Origin of the sequence: Paenibacillus sp. JJ1722 (genome assembly GCF_048282685.1) — a bacterium.
Classification (GTDB): domain Bacteria; phylum Bacillota; class Bacilli; order Paenibacillales; family Paenibacillaceae; genus Paenibacillus; species Paenibacillus polymyxa_B.
Genome location: NZ_CP182500.1, coordinates 3,473,335 through 3,493,676, shown reverse-complemented (window position 1 = coordinate 3,493,676; position 20,342 = coordinate 3,473,335). Strand labels below are relative to the sequence as shown.

Sequence of the window (20,342 nt, the reverse complement as noted above, 5' to 3'; positions counted from 1 at the left end):
TTTTGCCTGCGGGCTTTTATCATGCTCAAAAAATAAATTGGAAAATAAGGGGTTGACGGTTCGACTCAGCATGGTATTGTAAATGTAAAATGATTGAAGGACTGTGTCTGTGAGAAATACCAAAAAATACATATATAAGTTAGGGGAATGAGAATGAAGAAATATGGTTGGGTGATACTAGCGGCTATCCTGATTTGGTTGTGGCCGTCCTCCCCTCATGCGAATGCGGCTGGAGCAGATTTGTTTTTAGATGGCAAAAGGGTGGAAGCGCCTGCAGATGCCAAGCCTGAAATGGTCAATGGAAAAATCATGGTACCGCTAAGGGTGGTTGGGGAGCAGCTTGGATATCAATTCAAGTGGGAACCACAATCCTATAAAATCTCAATTCAAAAAAATAGTACCGATATGTCCATGTATGTAGGCCGTACATCGGCTGATGTGAATGGAAAAACAGTTAGTCTGGATGCACCTCCTGTGCTTCGGGGAAGCTCGACCATGGTCCCATTGCGTTTTGTTGGGGAGCAAATGGGGCTAAAAGTAGATTGGAATAATAAAAGTAAATCCGTTAATCTCAGTCAAAAGGCTGTAACTCAACAAGTGAGTAAACAGTCTCAATCCCAACCATCGTCGCAAACGTCAACACAGAGTACAACAAGCACCAATAAAACGTCTTCAGCAACAGCGACGACAATAAATCCAGTTGAAGCAGACAAGCATACTGAAGCCGCATCTTCACCAGCCAAGCAGCAAAATACAGAACAGACCACAGCAAATGCGTTGCTTGTACAAAATATTACTTTTGAGGGTGAAACGTTAAAGATTTCTCTGAACAAAGATGTTACCCCTAAAGTATCCAAAATGACGGGGAATGATCGTATTGTTGTAGATTTACCCGGGGCTTCACTGGCGACTGATTTTCTTCAGCCGTTCCCGATTCGCACCGATGGCACGCGGGCGTTGACGAATAGTGACAGTGAGGATGTGCAGGAAATTAGATTTGCTCCCACAGATGGACAAAATGGGGGCGTACGCATTGTCATTGCTTTAAATCAAGCACGTGATTACGACCTTTTAACCAATGGCCTAGGCGATATCACCCTTCAATTGCGTGAGCGTAGTGTGAATCCGGTAGTGGTAACACCAACGAATGTCGAAGGACGGCGAATCGTTGTCATTGATCCCGGACATGGTGGCAAGGACCCTGGGGCAGGTAGTGTGACTGGGCGACATGAGAAGGAATTTACATTGGCGGTAGCGTTAAAGGTCGAGCAGCTTCTACAAAATGATCCTGACATTCAAATCGTATTGACTCGCAATGGAGATACGTATCCCACGCTGGATGAACGACCACAACTGGCTAATAGTCAACAGGCAAGCGTGTTTGTATCCATTCATGGTAATAGTATGCTAGCTTCAGATAAAGGAAAAACCAATGGCTCTGAAACCTATTATGCACGCCAGGACAGTTTGGCACTGGCAAAGGCGATGCATAAATATCTTGTAGCGGCTACCGGATTTAAGGATAATGGCATCAGGGTGGCAAACCATGTGGTGACGAGAAAATCACAAATGCCCGCTGTATTGCTGGAATGTGGCTACCTTAGTAATTTATCAAATGAAGCAGCCATGTTCACAGAAGAAACACAGGAAAAGATCGCCGAAGGTATTGTCGATGGGTTGAAGGAGTATCTTGGAACAGGCACAGGAGCAACTGAATCACTTAACTAAGGATGTTTACAATAAAAGCTACTTTCCACCTTTTAATGAAAATTCATGGGGTGAAAAGTAGCTTTTTTAGTTTTTTTGGCTGTGACTTTTGACGGAAAGCGAATGATCTATATTTTTAGTCAAAATTCGACAAAAATAGTTCTTTGGCACGTATATTTCTGTTATGATGGAATATATTCGCAACTTTTGGTGTGAGATAACGTCTATAAGGTTGTCTGATATTACATAAGCGCGTATATCAGGTCGCCGCACCGGAGCATGTGGCAAAAAAATTATGAATGGAAGGGTGACGAATGAAGAAATTTGGTTTTTTGTTGTTATTATTTGTCTTCATGTGGGCGGTTCCGGGTTATGGACATGCGGCTTCGAGTGGAACACAAATCTATCTCGACGATCAACAGTTAAGTGTCCCTAGTGGTGCTAAGGCACAAGTAATTGGCGGAAGTACAATGGTCCCGCTACGCGTAATTTCTGAAAATTTGGGATATGACGTGACGTGGAAGCAGCAGGCGCGAACCATAACGATTGAGAAAGACAGTACCTCGATCCGAATGATAATCGGAAGTAAGACGGCGACTGTCAATGGAAGCGACATTAGTCTGGATGCTTCGCCTCTGCTGCGTTCCAATTATGCCCTTGTACCGCTTCGTTTTATCGGCGAGCAAATGGGACTGGACGTAAAATGGGACAGCAGCTCCAAGTCCGTAAAATTATATACCCGCAGTAGCGGGTCTGGAAACGGGGAATTTACACCTCCCAAGTCCGGAAATAACAGTACAGGTACTGGTAGTGTTACTGCACCAACGAATAATGCGAACTCAGGTGTTACACAGGTGCAGGGAGTTAGTTTCAGCCAAAACCGTTTAACCATCACAACAGCCAGTGCCGTCAAGCCGAAAGCGTTTACGATGGCAGGCCCTGATCGGGTAGTGGTGGATTTGCCAGCGACTGCGTTTGCTGACAATTTCGGAGAGCAGCAAAAGCTGGATAGCAACTTAAATGGTTCGCTGGACATTGAGAATGAAGCGGATGTGTCCGGTATCCGTTATGCTTTATTCCAAAAGGAACCTTCAACGGTGCGCGTTGTTATTGATTTGAAACATGCCATGAATTATACCGCATATAATGATGGTTCGAATCGTGTTATCGTCGATCTGGCTTCCAAAGATTCTGTGAATACCACGCCAGACGCAACGTTACCAGATGGCTCACAGCCGGATGACACGCAGACATCACCAACTAACAGCAATGGTAAAAAGGTCGTTGTTATTGATGCTGGCCATGGAGCAAAAGATTCTGGAGCAGTTGGTGTTTCAAGAAAAAATTATGAAAAGACCTTCAACTTAGCTATGGCTCTGAAAGTAGAAAGCATATTAAAGCAGAACCCCAAGCTTGAGGTTGTGCTGACACGCAGTGATGATACATTCTTGGAGCTTAAACAGCGCGTAAAAGTAGCTGAAAACCTTAATGCTAACGTGTTCGTGTCCATTCATGCTAACAGCAGCGGTAGCTCAGCCTCCAACGGTACAGAGACGTATTACCAGCGTAGTGCAAGCAAAGCGTTCGCTAACGTTATGCATAAGTACTTTGCTCCTGCGACGGGTCTGACAGACCGAGGCATTCGTTATGGCAATTTCCATGTAATTCGGGAAACGACTATGCCAGCCGTATTGCTTGAAGTAGGATATCTGAGTAATGCAAAAGAGGAAGCCACACTGTTTGATGAAGATTTTCAAAACCGGGTAGCTCAAGGGATTGCAGATGGAATCACAGAGTATCTCGACGTAAAATAGATCTTCAACAAATCGCTTGTCAACGTCAAGCAAGGAGGGGGACATATGAACAAGAAAATCGTAATTGCAGGTCTGCTGGCACTGTTTGCCATTGCAGGTGCAGGGTGTGCCTCTAAGCAAACAACGGCTCCTGCGACTCCATCTCAGGAAACACAAACTTCGAATGCACAAAATAGTACACCTGAACAGACGACTCCTGAACCTTCGGCTCAATCTGCTGAAAATAATGGGGCGAGTCAAACACCTGCATCTCCGTCAACAGAGCCTACAAAGACCAAGACGGACACGGAAAATTCAGGAGATCGACAAACACAGCAGATTACGGTGTACTATACGGATACACAAGAGAACGGCTTGAAAGAACAGAAAAAGGAAATTACCTATCCAAGCGAGCTGGAAAAATTGCAAAAAGCGTTTGAAGCTCTGCAAAAGAGTGGGGATTCTGCTCTTATCCCGTTGTGGTCCGAGAAAATTTCCGTGCATAAGATCAAATTAGATAACGGTGCATTGACTTTTGATATTTCTCTGCCGGACGAGGCTCGATTGGGAGCTGGTGGCGAGGAATTAGCTATCGATGCCTTGAAGAAAACGATGTTCCAATTCAAGGAAGTCAAAACGCTGGATTTGCTCGTAGATGGTCAATCTTTAGAGTCCTTAATGGGACATGTAGATTTGGATCATCCCATGAGCCGCTAACCGATCAGACAGTATGAAAATTTCTTGGAGATTTACACACTTTTCACGTGCAATCTGTGACAGATAATGATAATATAGGAGTGTATTTCTCGCCTATGCAGGCAGTCATGCACAAATAGTATTCGTTTCTTTCCGGATGATTATTTAGAGTGACCGTCTTGATGCGGGCTATCCCGTATCAAGACGTTTTTTTTGGTAGGAGGTAGGATTTCCGTGAATGCAGCAACCGCACGTCATATATTGGACACCATCGGTACGATGTTTCCGGATGCCCATTGTGAGTTGAACCATGACAATGCTTTTGAATTAACGATCGCCGTGTTATTGTCTGCTCAATGCTCCGATCAGATGGTCAATAAAGTAACGGCAGACCTGTTTCAAAAATACAAGTCACCTGAGGATTATTTGGCTGTTCCTCTTGAGGAACTGGAGCAGGATATTCGCAGAATCGGCTTGTACCGAAACAAGGCCAAGCATATTCATAACCTCTGTCGTATTTTAATAGACCAGTACGGGGGAGAGATACCTTCGGAGCACGATCAACTGGTTAAGCTACCCGGTGTTGGCCGTAAGACGGCTAACGTCGTAGTATCTACTGCTTTTAATGTACCGGCTATTGCGGTAGATACGCATGTAGAGCGTATTTCCAAACGGCTCGGTTTTGCAGGGTGGGATGATTCAGTGCTTGAGGTGGAAAAAAAGCTGATGAAGAGGGTACCTAGGGATGAATGGTCTTTGACCCACCACAGGCTTATTTTTTTCGGACGCTACCATTGTAAAGCTCAAAATCCTCAATGTCAGGTATGTCCGTTACTTGATGTGTGCAGGGAAGGCAAGAAACGTATGAAAACGTCTCTTATCAGAAAAGATAAGGAACGTAGAGCTTAAAGACCCACAGAGTAACAGAGGGTTTAACCATTTATGTGTAGAAAAGGATGAAGAGTATGAAGTGCATTTCGGTATATACAGACAATTTTGAAGCGTTCTCTGATATTTTTGAGCAAATTGTAACAACAGAATTTGCTGAAAACGAAGAGCGCGAGCTTGAGGGAATCACAGTTAGTCATTCCGGTGATGTACCTGAACATTATCTGGAGCGTATGTCACAAAAGCCAGAAGTGGTCGTAATGAAGGACAAATCCCGTGGGATTACGATTTTACAGCATGGTCAAGTATTTGAAATTTTGCTGCCAGTGCTTGAGACTGCAGCCAATTAAGTTCAATTCGCGGACGACATGCGTTGCATGTTCCGGTGTAGGCGGCTCGGCTGGTTTAACCAGCCCGAAGGCGCATATATACACGAACCTTGCAGACCATCCTGATATGGATAGAGCCTCGTTCCAATGAAGTGTGCATACATTTTGACCCTGAATTATGGTGTCGCGTTCCCCATGTTCTAAAAGGTGAATGTACGTGATGAGCAGGCTCACCCGTTGTATACATATCTTGCTTCGTCGGTGCTCTTTGAGGGCTTTGATGAATTGCATTCGGTTGCCTAAATATTTATTTTTAATGATCCGTTTGGACAGTATAAAATGAACTTATTATTATCATGTACGAAAACAGCGTTCCCTAATGCCAAGTACTGGCGGGGAGCGCTGTTTAGTTTTTTTGATGTGATGATTCTCACAACGGCTTAGGAATGCTACAATATAACTATTTGGTGCAGACAAGTGATAAGGAGTGGAACCGTAGCTTATGATGCAAACGATTACAGGAGATGCGGGAAAGTGGTTGGTTACGATAGAACAGATACAGAATACATTGCGTAAAGCCGGGGATGAAGCGGGAGCGAAGGCGATGGGTAATCTGCTGGAAAAAGCATATGCGCAGGAGCTGACCATTGCCTTTTGTGGACATTTTTCAGCGGGTAAATCGAGCTTGATTAACAGCCTGTGTGGTAAAACTGTACTGCCGTCTGGACCGGTGCCTACGAGCGCTAATGTAGTGTCCATCCGTTATGGACGTCCGAGAGCGCTCATTCATCCAGCCAAATCAGCGGAAAACCCAGAGCCGGAAAGCATGGAAGCGTCCCTGTCCGAGCTTGCTGAGTATTGTAAAAATGGTGGAGCCTATGAATCGGTTCAAGTGTGGGAGGATGTTCCGATATTATCTAGCGGAGGAGTGCTGCTGGATACACCAGGCGTAGATTCCACAGACCACGGACATGCGCTGGCGACACATTCTGCTTTACATTGGGCAGATATTGTTTTTTATGTGATGGATTACAATCATGTCCAATCTGAAAATAATTTGTCCTTTGCCAAAAGTTTGTCGGATTGGGGCAAGCCATTATATTTGATCATCAATCAAATCGATAAACACCGGGAGCGAGAGCTTTCATTTACACGTTATCGTAATGAGGTGGAGACCAGCTTTCATGCCTGGCAGGTACATTATACGGATATCCTTTTTACTTCCTTGAAAGAGCAGAATCATCCATGGAACCAGTGGAAACAGTTGACGCATCTGATTCCGAAATTGCTGGAGCGAAAAACAGAGCTTTTGGCATACAGTTTAGTGTCCTCTATGCATCATTTGGTAGAGCAACATGTGGAGACTGTGCAGGCAGCTGAAGAAGAGGAACTGAACACACTGTTAAAAGAAGCAGGTGGAGAAGAAGCTATTTTGCGCCTGGATATAGAGCAGAAAACCTTGCAGCAAGAAGATGAACACTGGAAGGTGCTTCCGGAGCAGGAGCGTAAACGACTGCGTCAAGAGCTGGATCATTTACTGGAACACGCACATTTGACGCCAGCGGAGCTACGTGAAGCCGCAGGCGAATACTTAGAGAGCCGCAAGCCGGGCTTCAAAACAGGAATATGGTTTGCAGGAGGAAAGACTGAGCGAGAAAAGGAAAGCCGTTTGGAACGGCTGACAGGAATGCTGACTGATCAGGTGGAGGGACAATTGCTTCCCCATGTACGGGAGCTACTGAGGTCTTGGGGTGACAGTCAGGGTTTGTGGTCCGCTGCGATGGAGCAGGAGCTGGATGACATCCGCCCTGTGACGGACCGGCAACTGGTAGAGCAGACGGTGAAGGAAAATGCGTTGTCGCCGGAGTATACGTTGAACTATTGCAAGGATCTACGCGCTGCTGTGACCGCCGAATGTCGCCGTAAGGCGCTAACGCTGGTAGACCAGCTGCTGGCCCAGCTTGCAGTGCGAGCCGAAGCCCGCCGCGCGGCTCTCGCGGATGCACGCACTGCGCTGCTGGCGCAGACGGACGCGGCGAGCCGCTACAGCACCCGCGTGCAGGCCTCGGCTTCGCACGCCAGCCTGCTGCGCAGCTTGCTGCCGCAGGCGTCCGCGCCAGGCGGCTTGCCCCGTGCGGACGCGCCTGCACCGGCGTCCAATACCGCCGCTGCTGCCCCGCCAGCTGCGGCACCAACGGGCGTTGCGCGTTCTGACATCGCTGGCCCGCGCAACGCATCGGCGCAGCCGCTAGCAGGAACGGCGTCAGCACAGCCTGCCGCCGGAGGCCGCCGCACGCGGCTGGATGCAGCAGCGGCCCGATTGAAGGCTGCCGCTGCCCTGGTAAGCCCGTACCCTGCCATGCAAGCGGCGGTACGGGATTTACATGCCCGCGCCGCTGCGCTGGAGGGCGGGCAGTTTACGCTGGCGCTGTTTGGAGCGTTCAGCGCTGGGAAATCCAGCTTCGCCAACGCTTTGCTGGGTGAAGCTGTGTTGCCCGTATCGCCGCATCCAACGACAGCGGCGATTAACCGCATAATGGCGCCTGCAAGTGCTGAGCGCCATGCCACGGCTGACGTCCATATGAAACCAGTGGACGCGTTGCGGGAAGATCTTAAATACTCATTTCGGTTATTAGGATTGGGGGAACCAGCGGCAGCGGGCTGGCAAGAAGCCGTTCATGCTTTATCTCCGGAAGGCATCCATCCTGCGGGTAGGCCTCATTATAGTTTTTTGAAGGCTGCCGCAGCCGGATGGGAAGAAGCTGAAAGCTTGCTGGGACAACAGCTTCAGGTGGATTTAGAGCAGTATCGGGATTTTGTTGCGTCTGAGCACAAATCATGCTTTGTGGAGCATATCGACCTTTATTATGATTGCGCTCTGACCCGTCAGGGCATCGTGCTAGTGGATACGCCAGGAGCGGATTCTGTGAATGCACGACACACAGGCGTGACTTTCAACTATATGAAGCATGCGGACGCTCTTGTATTTGTCACCTATTATAACCATGCGTTTACGCAAGGTGATCGCCAGTTCCTGAACCAACTAGGTCGAGTTAAAGAGACCTTGGCGCTGGATCAGACGTTTTTTATAGTTAATGCATCAGATCTGGCTTCTTCTGAAGAAGAACTGCATTCTGTTACCCGGCATGTACAGGAACAACTACAGGCGAATGGAATCCGAAAACCACGTATTTATCCGCTTTCCAGTATGCTGGCGTTGGAAGCTGCCGAACAGGGAGAGGCTTCGCTGCGTTCAGCTTCACGTTTTGATGCATTTGAAGATGATTTTTCAGCATTTGCAGCCGAAGAGCTGGCAGGTTTGTCCATTGCTTCTGCTATGCAGGAACTGGGTCGGCTGCGGAACCGCATAGAGCAACATGCAACCGATGCCCGGTATAGCAAGGAAGAACGTGAGATTCGATTAGAGCGATTAACTCGCATCCGTGGAGAATTGGAGCATACGCTCCTAGGCCTGACTGACAGCAACGGTGCATCTGTGTTATCGGGTGAAACCGATGAATTGCTGTATCATGTACGTCAAAGGCTGTCCTATCGGACTGGAGAATTTATGGCAGAGGCTTTTCATCCATCTGTTCTGCGTGAAGGAGTAGGTGATCTTCGTTCGGCTTTTGCATCTTGTGGTCGTGAGCTGATGCGTTTAATCGAACTGGAGCTGTCTCAGGAATTGCTGGCAACCACACTCCGGCTGGAAAAAACGGGCCAAATTTTGGTACACAAGACTATACAACAGTGCGTAGAACACATGAACCACCAGTTGCAAGGACTAGATTGTACGATTCCTGAATCCAGAAACTGGGCTGTTCCCGAGCTGAATGAAATTTCCCTGCAGGAGTCTATTCATTGGAAGGACTATTGGAATAGCTTTAAAAATCCAAAGCTATTTTTTGAAGGAACTGGGCGAGCGAATCTACAAACCAAACTGGAGCCGATATTACGCCAGCGAATCGGGGAAGCTGTGGATCAGCAACGAGAACGAATGTCTTCTTTTTACGTTACGCTGATGCAGGAGGAACAAATGTGGCAGAAAGCTCAGCTTCGAGAGCAAATGCTGGAGACGACTCGTGGCATGGAGCATGCCCTTATGGGCGGTGAGCAGCCACAGGTTTGGGAAGAGCTTGCTGGCAAGATTGCGGCTTTGGAGTAAAGATAAATAAGTACACCATTTATTTAAGTTCAGGACACCGGGTTGTGGGACAACCCGGTGTTTTATGCATGCTCCAAAAAGAAAGCAATACTGAGTAAATAGCCATATTCAATAATAAGAAAGCGATTTAATTTGTCTAATCACCCACCAATTGATAACCTGCCTGAATACGGCTTGTTATCCTCTTTGCCCCCTTGGAAAGCGAATGGTAAACTTCACTAAGCCATATAACAACGTCGTGCAACTAATGGAGGGACATTGACATGGAAGTGCTCAGGCAACTGCAAGTTTTTTTTCGCGAGAGGAGACACTATCTGTTTCTTTCTATTTTATGCCTTGCGATAGCGACGGCCCTGGGACTGGTGTATCCGAACCTGCTCCAAAGGCTAATTGATAACGCTATCATCCCCGGTGACTTCGGGAAAGTCCCGGCGCTGGCTCTGACTGTGCTGGGAGTAGTCATCATCAAAGGGTTCATGCAATTTTTACATGGTTTTTTTGGTGGACGGCTAGGTAACTACTTGGCGTACCGACTCCGCAATGCTTGTTACGAAAAGCTGCAATTTCTGTCCTTCAGATATTATGACACTGCCAAAACGGGGGATCTCATGTCCCGACTGACTGGTGATTTGGAGGCAATTCGTAACTTTATCGGGTTTGGTTTTGCCCAACTCCTCAATGTGCTACTGATGGTCGTATTCGGCTCTATGATGATGCTGTATATTAACTGGCAGCTCACCCTCATTACGATGATCAGCATGCCATTGCTACTCTTCGTCACATTCAAGTTTGAATCCCGGATTCATCCCACCTTTCAGGAAATGCGGATTGCCCTTAGCGCCTTGACGACAGCGGTCCAAGAAAATATAACAGGTGTGCGAACCGTCAAATCTTTTGCCCGCGAATCATATGAAGTTGAGAAATTTTCAGTACGTAATGAGCAATACAAAAGTAATCAAATTCAGGCTGCTTCCTTATGGAGTCGGTTTTTCCCCGCAATGGAACTGATAGCTTCTGTCAGTGTGGTCCTGCTGTTGGGCATGGGGGGGTATCTGGTCATTCAGAAGTCAATGACCTTGGGGCAGCTCGTCGCTTTCTTTAGCTTAATTTGGTATATTATCGGCCCCATCTGGAGCATTGGCTTTCATATCAATAACTATACGCAGTCCAAAGCTTCTGGTGAAAGGGTCTTGGAACTGCTAAATCAGTCCATAGATGTAACCGATGAAGCCGGAGCACTTAAACTCGATGCCGATCAGGTGGAAGGACATGTTACGTTTGAACATGTTACCTTTGCTTACGGAAATAAGCTCCCTGCTGTTGTTGACATCAATTTAGACGCACCGCCGGGATCAGTCATTGGAATTTTAGGCGGAACGGGGTCAGGGAAGTCTACCATTATTCAATTACTCATGCGCGCTTATAATGTGAATGCAGGAAGTATCAAGTTGGATGGCAAGGATATACGTCACTTGAAGATTCGCGATTTACGTGCTCAAATTTCTTCCGTGTTTCAGGAGACGTTTTTGTTTTCGTCCTCTATACGCAACAATATTTCATATGGATTAAGTCATGTCAGTATGGATGACATCATACGCGTTTCCAAACTGGCTCAGGCACATGAATTCATAACTGAACTACCGCTGGGATATGACACTGTCGTCGGAGAACGTGGATTGGGACTGTCCGGAGGGCAGAAACAACGGATCGCCATCGCGCGCGCACTACTCAAAAATCCGAAAATTCTGGTACTGGATGATGCTACCAGTGCGGTTGATATGGAGACAGAGCATGAAATACAGACCGGTTTTCAAGAGGTTATGCGTGGTCGAACAACATTTATAATTGCTCATCGAATCTCTTCACTTCGTCATGCCAATGAGATTGTGGTGCTTGAGGAAGGACGAATCGTCCAGCGTGGAACACATGAACAGCTCATTGCTACTCCAGGTCCATATCAGGATGTGTATCATATTCAATACGCCGATTACATAGCTCAGGCTCCAGACGGTGTATCCGAAGGGCAGATGAGACCATGAATATACCCGCAGAAAAAGTCAAACCGTTAAAAAAGCCAACGAATGAACGCTTTGTCTATCAAGATGATGATGTCATTGACAAACCGTTTAACTGGTCAGAATTCAAACGTTTGCTGGCATACATGAAGCCTTATGCCCGTCAGATTCTGCCGATCCTTCTGGTCATGATGATTCTCGGCACCATTACCAAGCTGACCGTTCCTTATTTGATCAGTCTGGCCATTGATAAGGCAATTGCTCCCGCATGGCCTGCACTGCCCAGCGTAAAGTTACTGCTGCTCATCACGGGTGCCGTGCTCTTGTTATATTTAATTCAATGGGCAGCCAGCACGTACCGCATTAAATTCACCAATATTATCGGTCAACGGGTTATTTACGATTTGCGTGAAGATTTATTCAAGCATATTCAAAAGCTATCCTTTAACTTTTTTGATAAGAGACCAGCAGGTTCTGTATTAGTGCGCGTGACGAATGACATTAACTCGCTACAGGATCTTTTTACGAACGGTGCAGTGAATGTCCTGATTGACTGCGTACAGCTTATCGGAATTATTGTCATTTTGCTGCTTATTAACTGGAAGCTCGGTTTGGCGGTAATTGTGACCGTTCCGATCATGTTTTTGATCTCGACCAAGCTGCGCGTACGTATCCGCCGCGCTTGGCAAGAAGTCCGTATGAAGAACTCGCGTATCAACTCTCATTTGAATGAGTCCATTCAGGGGATTCGTGTGACACAAGCGTATACGCAGGAGCAGGAAAACATGGCTTATTTCGACGACATGAACAGCTCTAGCAAAAAATCGTGGGATAAGGCTTCTGCCATGAATCAGGTCTTTGGCCCACTTATTGATATTACCGGAGGATTTGGTACGCTTGTGCTGTTCTGGTTTGGAGCGCATTTAATTCAGACAGATCAGCTTACGGTGGGATTACTGGTTGCGTTTGCTAACTATGTTGGGAACTTTTGGGAACCGATTAATCGACTGGGCCAAATGTATAATCAGTTACTGGTTGCGATGGCTTCGTCAGAACGAATTTTTGAGTTTATGGATGAACAGCCGAATATTGCAAACAAACCGGGAGCAAAAGCCTTGCCGTCCATTCGGGGCGATATCCAATTTGAAAAGGTCATTTTTGAATATGAAAAGGGACGTCAGGCGCTTAAAGGTATTAATCTTTCTGTCGAGGCGGGCCAATCTATAGCGCTTGTGGGTCATACCGGATCAGGTAAAAGTACAATTATTAATCTGCTAAGCCGTTTTTATGACATTACGTCAGGGCGGCTTACGATTGATGGTCATGATGTGCGTGATGTCACGGTAGAGAGCTTGCGTAGGCAGATTAGCATCGTACTTCAGGATACATTTATTTTTTCGGGGACGATTCGCGATAATATTCGATTTGGCCGTTTGGATGCAACGGATGAGGAAATTGAAGCGGCTGCGAAGGCGGTCAATGCTCATGAATTCATTGTTCACTTGCCAGCTGGCTATGAAACAGAGGTAGAGGAGCGGGGGGGAATGTTGTCCATGGGCCAGCGACAGCTCTTATCCTTTGCTCGTGCCTTGCTGGCAAATCCGAGAATTCTTATCCTGGATGAAGCAACAGCCAGTATTGATACGGAAACGGAGTTGAAAATTCAGGAGGCTCTTCAGGTTTTACTGGAAGGCAGAACTTCGTTTATGGTCGCTCACCGTTTGTCCACCATCCGGAATGCTGATCATATCGTTGTACTGGATCATGGGGAAATCCAAGAAAGTGGTAATCATGAACAATTGATGAAAAAACATGGAATATATCGGGGGCTGGTGGAAGCACAGTTCAGATTTTTGTAAAAAAAAGATCAAAAAATCGCGTTTTTTGTAAATTTAAATGCCGAGCACTATTGCATTCTTGGAGCTAAACCCTGAAAATAAAGATGAAAAGAGATCAGAGCAATTTCGTCAGAGGGGGAAGAGTTCAAGATGTGGGGTGCTCCTTTTTCTGCCAAAGCTAAGAAGATGCTGCTGCTGGGTAGCGGCGAATTGGGAAAAGAAGTCATTATTGAAGCTCAGCGGCTTGGCGTGGAATGTATTGCTGTTGATCGCTATGAACTGGCTCCAGCAATGCAGGTGGCCCATCGCTCTCACTGTCTGGATATGCAGGATGCTGAGGCGTTGAAGGCACTAATTCGTGAGGAAAAGCCCGACATAATTGTACCTGAAATCGAAGCTATTGCTACGGGTGCTTTGGAAGAATTAGAGCAAGAAGGATTTTACGTAGTACCAACGGCCCGTGCCGCCCGTCTTACGATGGACCGGGAAGGTATCCGCAGGCTGGCTGCCGAGAAATTACAGCTTCCGACTGCTGCCTATCGTTTTGCAGATAATTTTGACCAGTTGCGGTCGGCGGTTCATGAGCTGGGCACGCCATGTGTGGTCAAGCCTTTGATGAGTTCGTCGGGTAAAGGGCAGTCTGTATGCCGGGCACTCGAAGATGCAGAATCCTGCTGGAATACGGCGCTGGAAGGCGCGCGTGCCAAAACAACACGTGTCATTGTTGAAGCTTTTGTCCCGTTTGAGAGCGAAATTACCTTATTGACCGTCAGATCGGTTTCGGGTACGACTTTTTGCCCACCGATTGGCCACATTCAGAAAGATGGGGATTATGTCGAATCCTGGCAGCCTCATGGCATGACGGACAAGCAGCTTTCGGAGGCGGAGAACATTGCCCGTACGATTACGGATGAACTGGGTGGTTACGGATTGTTTGGCGTAGAGCTGTTTTTAACAGCTGATGGCGTCATATTCAGTGAAGTATCCCCTCGTCCGCATGATACAGGAATGGTGACCATGATCACGCAGGATTTGTCGGAATTTGCGCTTCATGTGCGGGCCATTCTCGGATTCCCGGTGCCATCCGTCACGCTGCTTACACCAGGAGCTTCAGCTACTTTGAAGGCAGAAGTGGCTACGCGGGATTTTGTAATAAGCGGTCTGCATGATGCATTATTGCTACCCCGGACACAGGTGCGAGTGTTCGGGAAGCCTGAAACCAAGCCGGGACGCCGGATGGCTGTAGCGCTTAGCGCTGCAGAAGATGTGGAAACAGCACGGAAGACGGCCAAAGAAGCTGCTAATATGCTGAAAGTGGAGGTAAATCATGTCTAACAATGTGATGATTCCAGTACTGACAATTCGTTCCGTAGAGCTTGGCGATTGCGAAGCCGTAACTGGACTACTAAGAGAAGTCGGGTACCCGATGACTTGTGGTGTAATGAAAGAAGTTATGGGAACAACGCGGGAGGACAGTCAAGCGAATATGATGGTTGCAGAAATGGATGGTCGTGTTGTCGGAGTAATCGGCATGCATACGGCTCAAAGCTTGGCTTATCCTGATCCTGCCGTACAAATCACCATGCTGGTCGTGAGCGGGGAGTATCGCGGCGAGGGCATTGGCAAGCGCCTGGTGGCTTGTGGTGAGGAGTGGGGACGTGCGCAAGGATGCTATCATTTATTCATTACCGGAGCGAATAACCGCATCAAACAAGTAGAGGCCCGAGCATTCTACAATCGAATCGGCTTTGAAAAGCAAGGCTACCGTTTCAGCAAAAAGCTTAGATAATCAGCCTATAACAAGACAATCTAATACTTAAAGCCTCACTACTTTTAACTTAGTTCCGCATGGGTCAATTCCGAGCGGGGCTATTTTTTTTCCAACTTTTATACCATTGATCCTTCTATAAAACATGATATACTGCTAGAGTAAAGATTACAAAGTTGTAACCAGACGCGTTCACACCAAGGCATTTATACAACAAGGAGATGACGAAATGAAGAATATGTTGAAAAAAACACTGGTGATGGGAAGTCTAAGCGCCATTTTATCCGCAGGATTCATCGTTCCGGCATCAGCTTCACCAGCTGACGATTTGACTGCCCAACTGCAACAATGGTTTCAAAATAACGGACATACCGTCAATATGTCCAACGGGACGACTACAATAACAAAGACCGTAATTAAGGATGGTTCTGAAAAGGACAAGGCTAAAAACAAAACAGCAAATCCTTCATCCGGTAAACAAGCAACAACCAAACAGGGTAGCCAAAAGGCTTCGCAGTCTAGTAACAAGCAACAGACCCAAAAACAAAGCACAAACTCAGGCGCGGGCCAGTCAGCAGGATCGGATGCACAACTGAGCAAGTCCCAATTTGCAGCTGAGGTTGTAAAGCTTGTAAATAACGAGCGCAGCCAAAAAGGTCTGAAGCCCCTCGCATCGAATGCGAAGCTTACAGAAGTAGCCTTAGTCAAGGCGAAGGATATGAGTACGAACAATTACTTTTCCCATACATCTCCGACCTATGGTTCACCATTTGATATGATGAAAAAATTCGGTGTAACTTATACGTATGCGGGTGAGAATATTGCCATGGGACAACAAACACCACAAGAAGTGATGAAAGCCTGGATGAACAGCCAGGGACACCGTGAGAATATTTTGAAGGCAGAATATACACAAATTGGTGTGGCTTACTACAATGGATATTGGGTACAAGAGTTCACACGTAACTAAGATGATCGTAAATACGTTCATAACGTCATGTCGCTGCTACGAAAAGATAGTGACGTGACGTTAATCTGGAGACCCGCTGACACGTTCAGCGGGTCTTTTGGTGTCTCTTATTCCTCCAGTGGCATAACCATTGCTTTATACCAGAAAAGACATAAGGGACGTATTTATAGTATGATATCAGCAAGTTGAATGGATTGCAGACTACTTATGGAAAGCCAGGTGAACAAATGAGCTACGAAATCGTGCATGAAGGTGCCTTTGCTATGCTCAAGGTGCAGTTGAACCCCGGAGAAATGATTAAAGCGGAAATGGGAGCGATGGTTTCCATGTCTTCCAGTGTAGATATAAAGGGGACGGTAGACGGTGGACTGTTACGTGGTTTAGGCAGAATGCTGAGCGGAGAAAAATTCTTTTTTCAAGAACTGAGGGCAGCCCGGGGATCGGCTGAGGTGTTATTAGCCCCTGCCAGTATAGGTGATGTACAAGCGGTGGAACTGGATGGCACGTATAGACTGTTGGTCCAAAAGGACGGTTTTCTGGCTTGCACGGAAGGTATTGAGGTAAGCACCAAAATGCAAAACCTGATGAAAGGTTTATTCTCCGGTGAAGGTTTTTTTATCGTAGAAATCAGTGGTCGAGGTACGGTATTCCTGTCCTCTTATGGAGCCATTCATCCCATTTACATCGCGCCAGGAGAGGAGCGTATTATTGATAATGCTCATCTGGTGGCATGGCCGGATTATATGGATTATAAAATTGAAAAAGCATCTAAAGGCTGGTTGTCCAGCGTAACGAGTGGAGAAGCGCTTGTATGCCGCTTTCGCGGTGAAGGGACGGTACTGATTCAAAGTCGAAATCCAGGCAGTTTTGGACAATGGATCAAAAGTTTCATCCCTGATAGTAAATAGTTTGGTTCGTCTGATTAGAGTTGAGAGGATAAACTATTCGCACAAGAAAGTATAATATAAGGGTGGCCATTTGCCATCCTTTTTTTGCATGTTCATGGGAAATTATGTGTGACTCTAAGCATTTATTGCGCTTTTATTCCGAACGGTTTATTTGCAAAATGATATGAGAAGCCTTATGTTTATTTCACTAAGCTATCAGGAGGGAACACGAGTGAATTCATCAAAATGGATTTGGCGGTCTGTCGGTTCCGTTTCCATTGCCGCCACATTGCTATTATTGTACGGATTTATTACAGCAGTACAAAGTATCACGGCTCCAGAGCCAATGGTTAGCACTCAACCTGTGCATTCCGGTTCATCGCAGACACAAACTGCGCCATCCGCTACAAATCAGACGGGAGAGTTTCGGGTAGCTGCCATTGGAGATTCGCTGGCCAAAGGCACGGGGGATGACTCCGGAAGTGGTTTTGTGCGTCGGTCGGTGAGCTTGTTAAATAATCAGGAAGGCCATAAGGCTCAGCTCATAAATAATCTGGGGATTAATGGACTGACGACTCAAGGACTATTGACCAAGCTGGATGAGCCTGGTGTTTCTTATGTGTTGAAAAAGGCTAACGTCATTATTGTCTCGATTGGCGGAAATGATTTATTTCAGGGGGCTCAGGCTGCCCAAACTGGCAAAGAGCCACCTACACTCAGTGGTTTGCGTAAAGCTGTGCCTGATGCCGCCAAACGTCTGCAAAAAGTGCTGACAAAGGTAGGGAAAATCAATCCGAATGCTAAAATTATCTATGTCGGATTATATAATCCATTCAGTGATCTGCAGGAAATGAAAATTCCCGGTAATCTTGTGGTCACAGAATGGAATCTGGCTGCCATGGCAATTACCAACCAAAACAGCAATATGACGCTGGTTCCAACTTTCGATTTGTTCCAGCAAAATTTGCCCGTCTATTTATCTTCCGATCATTTTCATCCAAACGGACAGGGCTATCAGGCAATCGCTGAACGTATCGCGCAAGGGTTTGCAGTTGCAACCACGAAGGATGCCGATAAAGTGGATAATGAACAACAGTCTACAAGTAGCCAACCCGCTGAAGTGAAAAAGGGAGGGAACAAGTAATGAGCATCCAATCTGCTGACAAGACCGGGGCTGGAATAACCCAAAATCCGACATCAAGGGATGCAGTGTCCAGTTTCCATTCCGCCAATCAGGTTGGCAGCGCAGGCAGAGACAGAAGCAATAACGAAACAGTTCTCTCTGTTCAGCGCGTTAAGAAACGTATCAAACGCAAAATGATCATTCATGATGTAACATTCGACGTTCGTGCGGGTGAAATTTTCGGATTTCTCGGTCCTAATGGGGCTGGAAAAACGACGACTATTCGTATGCTGGTCGATTTAATTAAGCCTACGGAAGGGACGATTACTGTCTGTGGACATAATGTAAATCGTGACCCTGAGCAGGCTTTGCGGCATATTGGTTCTATTGTGGAAAATCCAGAGGTGTACAGCTACCTGACAGGGTGGGAGAATTTAGAGCATTTTGCCCGTATGCAGCCTGGTGTAGACGAGCCGCGTATCCGCGAAGTCGTTGAGCTTGTTCGGCTCGATCGCCGTATCCATGATAAAGTAAGTACGTATTCTCTCGGAATGCGCCAGCGTCTTGGTATAGCCCAAGCCTTGCTTGGTAGACCGAAATTGCTCATTTTGGATGAACCGACGAACGGGTTAGACCCCAAGGGGATCAAGGAAATGAGAGCTTTTATCCGTTTGCTAGCGGCAGAAGGCATGGCTGTATTTGTTTCCAGCCATTTGCTCAGCGAAATCCAGCTGCTATGTGATCGGGTGGCAATTATAAGTCGGGGAAAGGTGCTAGCTGTAGGTGGTGTGCGGGAATTGGTTGATACGCACTCGCACATGGCCGTATGGCAACTGGAGCCTCGTGATCAGGGTCTTGCCATATTGCAAAATTCTCCGCATGTGCAAATAATTACGAACGCCGATGAATTAATTGATGACAGCATTGTGGCAGGCAGCGGAGCCGATGCAATTTTTACAGAAATGGATGAAGAGCATATTGCGGAGCTGGTGACACAAATGACGGCTTCCGGTATTTCCGTTAAAGGTGTAACCAAAATCAATCCTACACTGGAGCAGCTATTCCTGAAAATGACGGAAGGTGAGATACTTGAATAACATTTTACCGCTCGTACAAAATGAAACGCTCAAAATTATCAAGAAGAAACGATTTTATGTCATTTTACTTGTTTTACTTGTGCTTGTGCCGATTTTTACGTACGCTCAGATGAAAGTGGCAGAAAACAATCGCGAAAAATTCGGCAATGATTGGCGACTCGAACTGCGTCAGGCGATTACCGATAATCAAAACTCGCTGGGAAGTGACCGGGTTCCCGAGGAATGGAAGACCTACCGTCGGGTCTTTGTGCAGCAGATGCAATATTATTTGGAAAATGATGTGAATCCTAATGAGCCGAGTGGTGTCACCTTTACCAGAGAGTTTATGGATAATTCCATTAATCTGTTCGTTCCGCTGTTGATTATGGCCATTGCCTCCGACTTGGTTTCTGGAGAACGGACGACAGGCACGATAAAAATGTTGCTGACTCGCCCAGTCAGGCGGTGGAAAATACTGCTGAGCAAACTGCTGACATTGTATATGTTCGTCTCGCTCATCATTTTAGCTGTATTTGTAATTAGCTATCTGATATCAGGCTTGTTTTTTGGTTTTCGCGGTTTTAATGTTCCGGTATTTACCGGATTTCAAATTGTTGGATCGACGGTGGATTTGTCTGCTGTACACGCGATTCCACAATGGCATTATCTGATGCTGCAAGCCGGATTGATCTGGTTCGTCAGTCTTGTGGTAGCTTCGTTAGCCTTCATGGTATCTGTACTGGTACGAAGTACGGCGGCAAGTATCGTGGTCATGATGGCTGCACTTATTTCGGGCACTATTTTGACAAACATGGCTTCATCTTGGCAGAGTGCTAAATATTTATTTATGGTTAACCTCGAATTAACCGATTATTTATCTGGAAGCCCCGCCCCCATTGAGGGAATGACCTTACCCTTTTCTTTAGCTGTACTGGGCATTTGGGGGGCTGCGGCATTGATTGTTTCATTCGCCGTCTTTACGAAACGGGATATATTGAATTAAAATGGACAAGGTAAAAGAAAACATCTGTTTGCATTTTTGGTGAAAATCATCAAGAATAAGGCAAAACACGGTTACGATTAGACA

The 20,342-nt window shown here is 46.5% G+C and carries 15 protein-coding genes; all 15 read left to right on the top strand.

Annotation, left to right across the window (positions count from 1 at the left end; all coding sequences use genetic code 11):
- Positions 1–153: 153 nt before the first annotated feature.
- The 15 genes from ACM1ND_RS15515 (at position 154) to ACM1ND_RS15445 (ending at position 20,258) form a co-directional block, all read left to right on the top strand.
- Complete coding sequence (locus ACM1ND_RS15515; RefSeq protein WP_068942691.1) at positions 154–1,728, top strand: N-acetylmuramoyl-L-alanine amidase family protein; 1,575 nt, start codon at positions 154–156, stop codon at positions 1,726–1,728.
- A gap of 293 nt (positions 1,729–2,021) precedes the next feature.
- The gene (locus ACM1ND_RS15510) at positions 2,022–3,521 is read left to right on the top strand and encodes an N-acetylmuramoyl-L-alanine amidase family protein (RefSeq protein WP_023989083.1); all 1,500 of its coding nucleotides are present in this window, start codon (positions 2,022–2,024) and stop codon (positions 3,519–3,521) included.
- Between the two features lie 45 nt (positions 3,522–3,566).
- The gene (locus ACM1ND_RS15505) at positions 3,567–4,217 is read left to right on the top strand and encodes a GerMN domain-containing protein (RefSeq protein ID WP_023989082.1); all 651 of its coding nucleotides are present in this window, start codon (positions 3,567–3,569) and stop codon (positions 4,215–4,217) included.
- Between the two features lie 213 nt (positions 4,218–4,430).
- The gene (nth, locus tag ACM1ND_RS15500; protein ID WP_023989081.1) at positions 4,431–5,105 is read left to right on the top strand and encodes an endonuclease III; all 675 of its coding nucleotides are present in this window, start codon (positions 4,431–4,433) and stop codon (positions 5,103–5,105) included.
- Between the two features lie 56 nt (positions 5,106–5,161).
- Positions 5,162–5,434: a hypothetical protein gene (locus tag ACM1ND_RS15495; RefSeq protein WP_013310628.1), complete on the top strand. Its 273-nt coding sequence runs from the start codon at positions 5,162–5,164 to the stop codon at positions 5,432–5,434.
- A 481-nt stretch (positions 5,435–5,915) separates the two neighbouring features.
- Positions 5,916–9,578, top strand: a complete 3,663-nt coding sequence (locus tag ACM1ND_RS15490; RefSeq protein ID WP_418026280.1) for a dynamin family protein — start codon at positions 5,916–5,918, stop codon at positions 9,576–9,578.
- A gap of 263 nt (positions 9,579–9,841) precedes the next feature.
- Complete coding sequence (locus ACM1ND_RS15485) at positions 9,842–11,617, top strand: ABC transporter ATP-binding protein (RefSeq protein ID WP_418026279.1); 1,776 nt, start codon at positions 9,842–9,844, stop codon at positions 11,615–11,617.
- Positions 11,614–13,452: an ABC transporter ATP-binding protein gene (locus tag ACM1ND_RS15480; protein ID WP_340982047.1), complete on the top strand. Its 1,839-nt coding sequence runs from the start codon at positions 11,614–11,616 to the stop codon at positions 13,450–13,452. The genes ACM1ND_RS15485 and ACM1ND_RS15480 overlap by 4 nt, the downstream gene beginning before the upstream one ends.
- Before the next feature lie 129 nt (positions 13,453–13,581).
- Positions 13,582–14,766, top strand: coding sequence for a formate-dependent phosphoribosylglycinamide formyltransferase (gene purT, locus ACM1ND_RS15475; protein WP_071558575.1), 1,185 nt, complete (start codon positions 13,582–13,584; stop codon positions 14,764–14,766).
- Entirely contained in the window at positions 14,759–15,220 is a 462-nt protein-coding gene (locus tag ACM1ND_RS15470) for a GNAT family N-acetyltransferase (RefSeq protein WP_013310623.1), read from the top strand. Before purT ends, ACM1ND_RS15470 begins: the two co-directional genes overlap by 8 nt.
- 208 nt (positions 15,221–15,428) lie before the next feature.
- The gene (locus ACM1ND_RS15465) at positions 15,429–16,169 is read left to right on the top strand and encodes a CAP domain-containing protein (protein ID WP_418026278.1); all 741 of its coding nucleotides are present in this window, start codon (positions 15,429–15,431) and stop codon (positions 16,167–16,169) included.
- Between the two features lie 227 nt (positions 16,170–16,396).
- Entirely contained in the window at positions 16,397–17,077 is a 681-nt protein-coding gene (locus tag ACM1ND_RS15460) for a TIGR00266 family protein (RefSeq protein WP_023989075.1), read from the top strand.
- A 175-nt stretch (positions 17,078–17,252) separates the two neighbouring features.
- On the top strand, positions 17,253–18,200 hold the full coding sequence (locus ACM1ND_RS15455; RefSeq protein WP_053325635.1) for a GDSL-type esterase/lipase family protein: 948 nt from the start codon (positions 17,253–17,255) through the stop codon (positions 18,198–18,200).
- Positions 18,200–19,276: an ABC transporter ATP-binding protein gene (locus ACM1ND_RS15450; RefSeq protein ID WP_028540691.1), complete on the top strand. Its 1,077-nt coding sequence runs from the start codon at positions 18,200–18,202 to the stop codon at positions 19,274–19,276. The genes ACM1ND_RS15455 and ACM1ND_RS15450 overlap by 1 nt, the downstream gene beginning before the upstream one ends.
- Complete coding sequence (locus ACM1ND_RS15445; RefSeq protein ID WP_023989072.1) at positions 19,269–20,258, top strand: ABC transporter permease; 990 nt, start codon at positions 19,269–19,271, stop codon at positions 20,256–20,258. Before ACM1ND_RS15450 ends, ACM1ND_RS15445 begins: the two co-directional genes overlap by 8 nt.
- Positions 20,259–20,342 lie beyond the last annotated feature (84 nt).

Coding starts and splice junctions, on each gene's coding strand:
- ACM1ND_RS15515 (WP_068942691.1), top strand. CDS start 154: ATGAAGAAATATGGTTGGGTGATACTAGCGGCTATCCTGATTTGGTTG.
- ACM1ND_RS15510 (WP_023989083.1), top strand. CDS start 2,022: ATGAAGAAATTTGGTTTTTTGTTGTTATTATTTGTCTTCATGTGGGCG.
- ACM1ND_RS15505 (WP_023989082.1), top strand. CDS start 3,567: ATGAACAAGAAAATCGTAATTGCAGGTCTGCTGGCACTGTTTGCCATT.
- ACM1ND_RS15495 (WP_013310628.1), top strand. CDS start 5,162: ATGAAGTGCATTTCGGTATATACAGACAATTTTGAAGCGTTCTCTGAT.
- ACM1ND_RS15490 (WP_418026280.1), top strand. CDS start 5,916: ATGATGCAAACGATTACAGGAGATGCGGGAAAGTGGTTGGTTACGATA.
- ACM1ND_RS15485 (WP_418026279.1), top strand. CDS start 9,842: ATGGAAGTGCTCAGGCAACTGCAAGTTTTTTTTCGCGAGAGGAGACAC.
- ACM1ND_RS15480 (WP_340982047.1), top strand. CDS start 11,614: ATGAATATACCCGCAGAAAAAGTCAAACCGTTAAAAAAGCCAACGAAT.
- purT (WP_071558575.1), top strand. CDS start 13,582: ATGTGGGGTGCTCCTTTTTCTGCCAAAGCTAAGAAGATGCTGCTGCTG.
- ACM1ND_RS15470 (WP_013310623.1), top strand. CDS start 14,759: ATGTCTAACAATGTGATGATTCCAGTACTGACAATTCGTTCCGTAGAG.
- ACM1ND_RS15465 (WP_418026278.1), top strand. CDS start 15,429: ATGAAGAATATGTTGAAAAAAACACTGGTGATGGGAAGTCTAAGCGCC.
- ACM1ND_RS15460 (WP_023989075.1), top strand. CDS start 16,397: ATGAGCTACGAAATCGTGCATGAAGGTGCCTTTGCTATGCTCAAGGTG.
- ACM1ND_RS15455 (WP_053325635.1), top strand. CDS start 17,253: ATGTTTATTTCACTAAGCTATCAGGAGGGAACACGAGTGAATTCATCA.
- ACM1ND_RS15450 (WP_028540691.1), top strand. CDS start 18,200: ATGAGCATCCAATCTGCTGACAAGACCGGGGCTGGAATAACCCAAAAT.